Genomic DNA, 7,158 nt, shown 5'->3' with positions numbered 1-7,158 from the left:
GCTGATGGCCCTGGGCGCCTCGGATGCCGAGGCCCTGCGTCAGGCCCTGGAGTATGCCCGCTTCCTGCCGCTGCTGATGCCCAGCGAGGCCTTCATCACCGGCATGCTGATGAGCATCCTGCTGGTCTACCATCCCGGCTGGGTCGCCACCTTCAACGATCACCGGTATATCGATACGAAATAGCCGTGCCCGGTGGCTCATGCAGACAACGCCGGTTCGACGCCTTGATTGGCGCCTTGTCAGGTGCTGGGCTTGTTCATTCTGACTGACCAACCGCTGCACGGACGATCTCGTCGGTTTCCTCGCGTGACGTTATGGGCTGCCGATCGAGCGATATACCAGGGAAGAAGTCGTTACCTTCCTCTCGACTAGCGCGGGCAATCTGTTTTAATTCAAGGATATAGGGGTAACATTTCCGGAGACTGCGTCCATGAATACACCCCAGCATGTGATAGCTTTCATGAACCGCCACATCCGATGGTCTCTGAAGCAATTGGTTGAATGTGAGCGTTTTTCCTACCACGTACCCTCGGGTGTGCGTATTGGTTTCGACGGCACCGAGAATTTCAGGTGCAAACCACGAGATGAGGAAGTCACCGAAGTTGCGTCCCACAACTGCCATCAGCCGATCGCAAGGGGGTTCCAGTGGCCGAAGCGCGACTTCTTCAAGGATTCCATTCATCCAGAATGCGGGACGTTTCCATTGCCTTATCCAGGGGATTTCCACTTCCAGATTGAAGATGGAGAGTTCGTCGCTCATCTTCTTGAATAATGTTCTAGCGCTACTCTCTGTAATGCCCTCGTCAACGAGTAAGCACACTCTCAATTTTTCCACTGGGCCGAAATCGATGGTGTTCAAGGCATCAAGATCATGTTTCCCAACCGTCGTGCAGGCGGAGGTGAGCATGGCCAACAGGATCGGAAGTACTCGTGCCATCTTGATGCGCTGCATACCAATACCTCACCAGCCTGATGCATAGCGTAATGGCTAATGGCGTCGCATCTATAATCCTCGTGTCCATACTGACCATGCCACCCTTTCAATAGAGCTCGTAACTCATCACCCTACAAGCTTGAATCACGCAAGGTCTACAGCGGCAGGGCCAACTGCTGCCTCGCTTCTTCCGGCACCAGGCGCACGCCGACCCCGAGCAGGCGCACGGGGCGGCGGGCGCGGGCCCAGGCCTGTTTCAGCAGGCGGGTGTAGTTCTCGGCATCGGGGGTGAGCCCGCGGCTTTCCAGGGTGGTGAGGCTGAAGTCATCGAAGCGGACCTTGACGAAGAGCCCGGCCAACGGCGGGTGGCCGTGGCGTTCCAGCCGGCCCTGCAGTTTGTCGCAGAGCGGGGCGAGGGCGGCGCTGGCGGTCGCGAGGTCGGGCAGGTCGCGATCGAAGGTAGTCTCCACGCTCACCGACTTGCGCTCCCACTCGACGCGTACTGGGCGCTCGTCGAGGCCGCGGGAGAGCTCGAAGAGCCGGCGTCCGAACTTGCCGAATTCGTCCAGCAGACGCTCGATGGGGAGCTCGCGCAGCTCGGCGCAGGTGGCGATGCCCATGGCGTCGAGCTTGCTACCGGTGGCCGGCCCCACGCCGTGGAGTTTCTTGACCGGCAGGTCGCGCACGAAGGCATCGACCTGCTGAGGCGGGATCACTGTCAGGCCATCGGGTTTCTCCCAGTCACTGGCGATCTTGGCCAGGAACTTCGACGGCGCCGCGCCCACCGAGACGGTAATCCCGGTGCGCCGATAGCACTCCTCCTTGAGCCATTCGGCCATCCAGGTCGCGCTGCCGCGAAAGCCCTCGACCTCGGTGACGTCCAGGTAGGCCTCATCCAGTGACAGCGGCTCCACCAGCGGGGTGAGTTCGTGGAACACCGCCTGGATCTGGCGCGACACCTCGCGATACTTCTCGAACTGGCCCCGCATCAGCGTCAGATGGGGGCAGAGGCGCAGGGCCCGGGCGGTGGGCATGGCGGAGTGGATGCCGTAGGTGCGTGCAGGATAGTTGCAGGTGGCGATCACCCCACGCTGCTCCCGCGAGCCGCCGATGGCCAGCGGGATGTCGCGCAGAGCGGGGTTGTCACGCATCTCCACGGCGGCGAAGAAGCAGTCGCAGTCGGCGTGGAGGATCTTGCGGATTTGACTCATACGATCAGGAAGGCACCCGAAACTGTAGGCCCGGTAAGCGACAGCGCACCGGGCAGGCCTCGCCGGATTCGCCTACGGCTTATCCGACCTCTCCTAGCCCAGCGCCTGGCCGCTGCCGCCGCGGATCACACCCACGCCGATGCCCTCGATCTCCAGCGGGTCGTGGCGCAGGTCCACCTCGATGGGGGCAAAGTCAGGGTTTTCGGCCTCCAGGGTGACCACATGGCCCTGACGGTGGAAGCGCTTGACGGTGACCTCGTCTTCCAGTCGCGCCACCACGATCTGGCCGTCGCGGATGCGCTCGGTGCGATGCACGGCCAGCAGGTCGCCCTCGAGGATGCCGACATCCTTCATGGACAGCCCTCGCACCCGCAGCAGGTAGTCGGCACGCGGCGTAAAGTACTCCGGGGGCAATGGGCAGTAGCGGTCGATATGCTCGGCGGCCAGTATCGGGCTGCCGGCGGCCACCTCGCCGATGATCGGCAGGCCCTGCGGTGTCTCCTCCAGCCCCTCGTCGTTGGCAGCTTCTGGCTCCTGGGCGGGCAAGCGGATGCCCCGGGAGGTGCCGCGGATCACCTTGATCGCCCCCTTGCGCTCCAGGGCGCGCATGTGCTCCTCGGCAGCATTGGCCGACTTGAAGCCCAGCGCCCGGGAGATCTCCGCCCGGGTCGGCGGGTAGCCCAGCTCGTTCATGGTCTTGACGATGAAGTCGTACACATTCTGCTGCCGGGCCGTGAGAGAGCGACTCATGGGACCTCCAGGATCGGTAACCAGGGAGTGACGATCGCTTCGCCACTTGTCTGTTCAAGTATACAGCATGACTTTCCATCCAGTAAAAAGGAAGGAGGGAGCAAGGGAGAACGGTGAAAGGTGTTCGCGTTTCAAACGCTCGGATCACTTCGTTATTGAGCCATGTCCTGTCCTGTCATACACTCCCGGAGTTTTCAAACAAATGTTTCCAACCACATGGAGCCGTTGTCCATGGCCCAGCAGCCCGACACCGTCACGCGCATTCTCGATACCGCCGAGGTGCTGTTCGCCGAGCGGGGCTTCGCCGAGACCTCGCTGCGTCACATCACCAGCAAGGCCAAGGTCAACCTGGCGGCGGTCAACTACCATTTCGGCTCCAAGAAAGCGTTGATCCAGGCGGTGTTCGCACGCTACCTTGACCCCTTTACCGTTCGCTTCCACGCCGCCCTCGACGAGCTCGAGGCGCGCCACGCGGGCGGCGTCATCCCGCTGGAGGCGCTGCTGGAGACCATGGCGCGCAGCGTGCTCGAGGTGCCGGCGGAGCGTCATAGCCTCAAGGTCTTCATGCGCTTGCTGGGGCTCGCCTACAGCCAGGCCCAGGGCCACCTGCGCCGCTACATCCAGGAAGAGTACGGCAGTGTCTTCACCCGCTTTACCGAGCTGGTGCGTCTGGCCACGCCGGACCTGCCCGACGCCGAGCGCTTCTGGCGGCTGCACTTCATGCTGGGCACGGTGATCTTCACCCTCTCCGGACTGGATGCCCTGCGCGACATCGCCGAGAAGGACTACGGCGAGCGCGTCAACGTGCGTGACCTGGTGCGCCGCCTGCGCCCGGTGGTCGTGGCGGCCATGAACGCGCCGCTGCCCGAGCCCGCGCCGGCCCAGCGCGAGGTCGGCTGATGCGTACGCCCTGGCTCACCGAGCTACCGCCGGAGGAGAGGCCGTGGCTGGAGATCGACACTGCTACCCAGCGGCTCACCGTCTGGCGAGGGCGGGAGGTCAACTGGCGGTGCCCGGTCTCCACGGCCGCCAACGGCACCGGAGAGGAGGAGGGCAGCGGCGCCACGCCCCTCGGCTGGCACACTATTCGCGCTGTCATCGGTGCGGGCAACCCGCCGGGTAGCGTCTACCGCGGCCGCCGGCCCACCGGCGAGGTGTACAGCGAGGTGTTAGCGGCTGACCACCCGGGCCGCGACTGGATCCTCACCCGTATCCTCTGGCTCAGCGGCCTGGAGCCCGGGCGTAACCGCGGCGGCAGGGTCGACTCCCAGCGGCGCTATATCTACCTGCACGGTACTCCGCCGAGCGAACCCATGGGTGTTCCCCGTTCCCATGGCTGCATCCGGCTGCGCGATGACGACCTGCTGGCGCTGTTCGATGTGGTCCTGCCGGGCACGCCGGTATGGCTGCACGACTGAGCAGCCCTCGGCCTTGGCCGCTTGGTGTTCAGGAAAACTCAGCGGTAAAATACCTCATTCCCAAAAAATGATTACATTAGTTCATTTGAATCATCAATTTGGTTGATGAGGGTCAGATCAAAGGCAGTCTAGTACACGACCATGCAAGCCACTGAACTGGCGAACGCCGCTGGACGTCTACCCGAGGTATTCAAGAAATCGGTCGCCGGACCGAATGTTCTTCAATAGCCTTGTATGGGGAACGTGAAACCGCCATGGAAAGGGCGATCCAGGACACCACAACGAAGCGCCAATTTCAGGCCGTCAGCGCGAGGCCGTCTTGCAGCGTTGCGGCTGCAAGGACATCAGGGGGGGCCGAGGCATGTCAGATGATTCACTCCATAGCAGCGCTGCCATCTTCGAGCATGCCCCCGTTGGCCTCGCCGGATTGGATATCGAGGGCGTCCTGGTGCAGGTGAACCCCTACTTTGCGCGCCTGCTCGGTTGGCGCATCGATCAGCTGGAGGGGTGCCGCTTGCATGACCTGATCGTCGAGTCGTACGGCATGGCGTTTACGGCTTGTCTGGCGGACATCGCTCGCGGCATCCAGGTCGAGCGTCGTCTCGAAATCCTGCTCAAGCGTGGTGACAACGACATGGTCTGGGTCAACATGACCCTGGTTCGGATGGCGGAGTCTCTCGAAGAGGGGCGACAACGACTCTCGATGATCGCGGAAATCAGGGAATGTCACGGGAAGGACAATCAGACGCTGGTGGACCGCCTGATGCAGGTCAGTCCGGCCGTGGTCTATACGATGCGGCCCGACGATCTGGCCACCATGACCTTTGTCAGCCAGAACGTGACGACCGTTACCGGTTGGTCGCCGCAGGCGCTGATAGGCCGGCCTGACTGGCTGGAGGAGCACGTCCATCCGGACGATTTCCAGCGGGTCTACCGTGATCTGACTCGCTGGCTCGTGCGTGATGCCCCCGGTTATGCCCGGATCCACTATCGTCAACGCACTCCGGAAGGTCGCTGGCAGTGGCTGGATGATCAGCTGACGACGGTCCGGGATTCCCGGGGCCGAATCATCGAGCTGGTGGGGGCCTTTCGCGATGTCACCGACCGTATTGAAATCACCCAGCGGCTGGAGAAGCTTGCTCGCAACGTCCCGGGTTTACTCTTCCAGTATCGTCAACAGCCGGACGGACAGGCCCAGTTCACTTATGCCAGCGAGGGTGCGCTCAATATCCTTGGCCTGCCTCACGAGGAGATGGAAGCCGATGCCGCGAAGGCCTTCGGCCGAGTCCACCCCGACGATCTACCGCCGCTCCTGGCCAGCATCGAGGCATCACGACGCCATCTGACTCCGTGGCAGTTGCGGCTGCGTCTCCTGCATCCGCAACGCGGCGAGATCTGGCTGGAAGGGCGGTCCTCACCGGAAGTGGAAGAGGACGGAAGCGTACTCTGGCATGGTGTCCTCCTGGATATCACCCGGCAGGTGGTCGCCGAGGAGGCCTTGCAACAGAGCCGAACGGAGCTGGCAGAAGCCCAGCAGCTGGCTCATCTGGGTAGCTGGATATGGGATGTCGCCACAGATGACCTGCGCTGGTCAGAGGAGGTGTTCCGCATCTTCGGTGTGACGCCTGACGCCTTTACCCCGACTTTCGAGGGGTTCTTGCAACGGGTCCACGCTGATGACCGCGAAAGCGTCAGGGCAGCAGTGGACGAGGCACTGCAAGGATCGCCTTACCTGATCGGCTTTCGGATCCTGTGGCCAGATGGTTCCGAGCGCATTGTCGATGCCCGAGGGTCGGTCGAGTTCTCCACCAACGATCAGCCGCTGCGCATGATCGGGACGCTGCTGGACGTTACCCGCCTTCGAGCGATGGAGGCGGAACAGCGACTGCTTGCCGCCACCTTCCAGAGTAGCCAGGCGATCTTCATCACGGATTCAGCGGGCATGATCCAGCGGATCAACCCCGGGTTCACGGCCCTTTTGGGGTATACCCCCGATCAGGTAGTTGGCCGGAATCCTCGCATCTTCCACTCTTATGTGCAGGGCCCCGAATTCTACAAGAACATTTTTGATCAGATCGAAGAAAAAGGGTACTGGGAGGGTGAGATCTGGAATCTGCACCGCTCGGGGAAGGTAATCCCCCTACATGAGTTCATCACGGCTATCTATGATCCCGGTGGCCGGCTCGAGCATTACATCGCGACCTTCTTCGATATCAGCCGGCAGAAGGAACTGGAGAGTTGCCTTGAATATCAAGCCTCGTATGACCCACTGACGGGGACAGCCAATCGACGTCACATCGAGCCCCTCATGGAGCATGAGGCTCGCAGGGCAAGTCGTTACGGAACCCCCTGCACCCTTGTGATGCTGGATCTGGACCACTTCAAGGCAGTCAACGACACTTTCGGCCACGATCTCGGCGACGAGGTACTACGCAGGGTTGTCGAGACACTGAAGGAGCGACTGCGCGATACCGATGTCCTGGGGCGCTGGGGAGGCGAGGAATTCATTGTATTGCTACCCGATACGCGGGGTGATCACGCCAGGCAGGTGGCCGAACAGCTGCGCATTCGCGTCGAACAGACGGAGATGCCCGAGGCGGGGCATGTAACGATCAGCCTTGGGGTTTCCGAATATCACCCCGCTGAATCCATCAAGGATTGGATCAAGCGAGCGGACGACGCCATGTATGCCGCCAAGAAAGCCGGCCGCAATCGGGTGGGATAAGACCGCTCGGCGTCTCCCGACGAATGTGAGGCCCCGGAGGGGAGCCCCCATCTGCCAACGCCGCTGACACCCAGGGGTGGCAGCAATCAATAATATACGATGCTGTAAACATCCCTTAT

Annotated in this window: 6 protein-coding genes and 1 pseudogene; 4 read left to right on the top strand and 3 right to left on the bottom strand. The window is 62.0% G+C overall.

Translation table 11 applies throughout. The annotated features are described in order from the left end of the window. Window positions 1–184: pseudogene (locus tag RI841_RS12835) on the top strand (hypothetical protein); the annotation flags it as partial. Window positions 185–257: 73 nt separating this feature from the next. Here RI841_RS12835 and RI841_RS12830 read toward each other — a convergent pair. The 3 genes from RI841_RS12830 to lexA all read right to left on the bottom strand — a co-directional run bounded on the left by RI841_RS12830 (window position 258) and on the right by lexA (window position 2,896). Next, window positions 258–953: a hypothetical protein gene (locus tag RI841_RS12830; RefSeq protein ID WP_310706003.1), complete on the bottom strand. Its 696-nt coding sequence runs from the start codon at window positions 951–953 to the stop codon at window positions 258–260. Window positions 954–1,090: 137 nt separating this feature from the next. Then, window positions 1,091–2,137 (bottom strand): DNA polymerase IV, encoded by a 1,047-nt coding sequence (gene dinB / locus RI841_RS12825; protein WP_310706004.1) that lies wholly within the window; start codon window positions 2,135–2,137, stop codon window positions 1,091–1,093. A gap of 102 nt (window positions 2,138–2,239) precedes the next feature. Continuing rightward, entirely contained in the window at window positions 2,240–2,896 is a 657-nt protein-coding gene (gene lexA / locus RI841_RS12820; RefSeq protein ID WP_310706002.1) for a transcriptional repressor LexA, read from the bottom strand. 231 nt (window positions 2,897–3,127) lie between these two features. Between lexA and RI841_RS12815 the strand changes: the two genes are divergently transcribed. From RI841_RS12815 to RI841_RS12805, 3 genes are all read left to right on the top strand, one after another. After that, window positions 3,128–3,796: a TetR/AcrR family transcriptional regulator gene (locus tag RI841_RS12815; protein ID WP_310706001.1), complete on the top strand. Its 669-nt coding sequence runs from the start codon at window positions 3,128–3,130 to the stop codon at window positions 3,794–3,796. Then, window positions 3,796–4,314: a L,D-transpeptidase gene (locus RI841_RS12810; protein ID WP_310706000.1), complete on the top strand. Its 519-nt coding sequence runs from the start codon at window positions 3,796–3,798 to the stop codon at window positions 4,312–4,314. Before RI841_RS12815 ends, RI841_RS12810 begins: the two co-directional genes overlap by 1 nt. Window positions 4,315–4,675: 361 nt before the next feature. Continuing rightward, window positions 4,676–7,039: a PAS domain-containing protein gene (locus RI841_RS12805; protein ID WP_310705999.1), complete on the top strand. Its 2,364-nt coding sequence runs from the start codon at window positions 4,676–4,678 to the stop codon at window positions 7,037–7,039. Window positions 7,040–7,158 lie beyond the last annotated feature (119 nt).

This window comes from Halomonas sp., assembly GCF_031581305.1.
Classification (GTDB): domain Bacteria; phylum Pseudomonadota; class Gammaproteobacteria; order Pseudomonadales; family Halomonadaceae; genus Halomonas.
The sequence above is the reverse complement of the archived record's forward strand: the minus strand, read 5'-3'. Positions and strand labels throughout refer to the sequence as shown.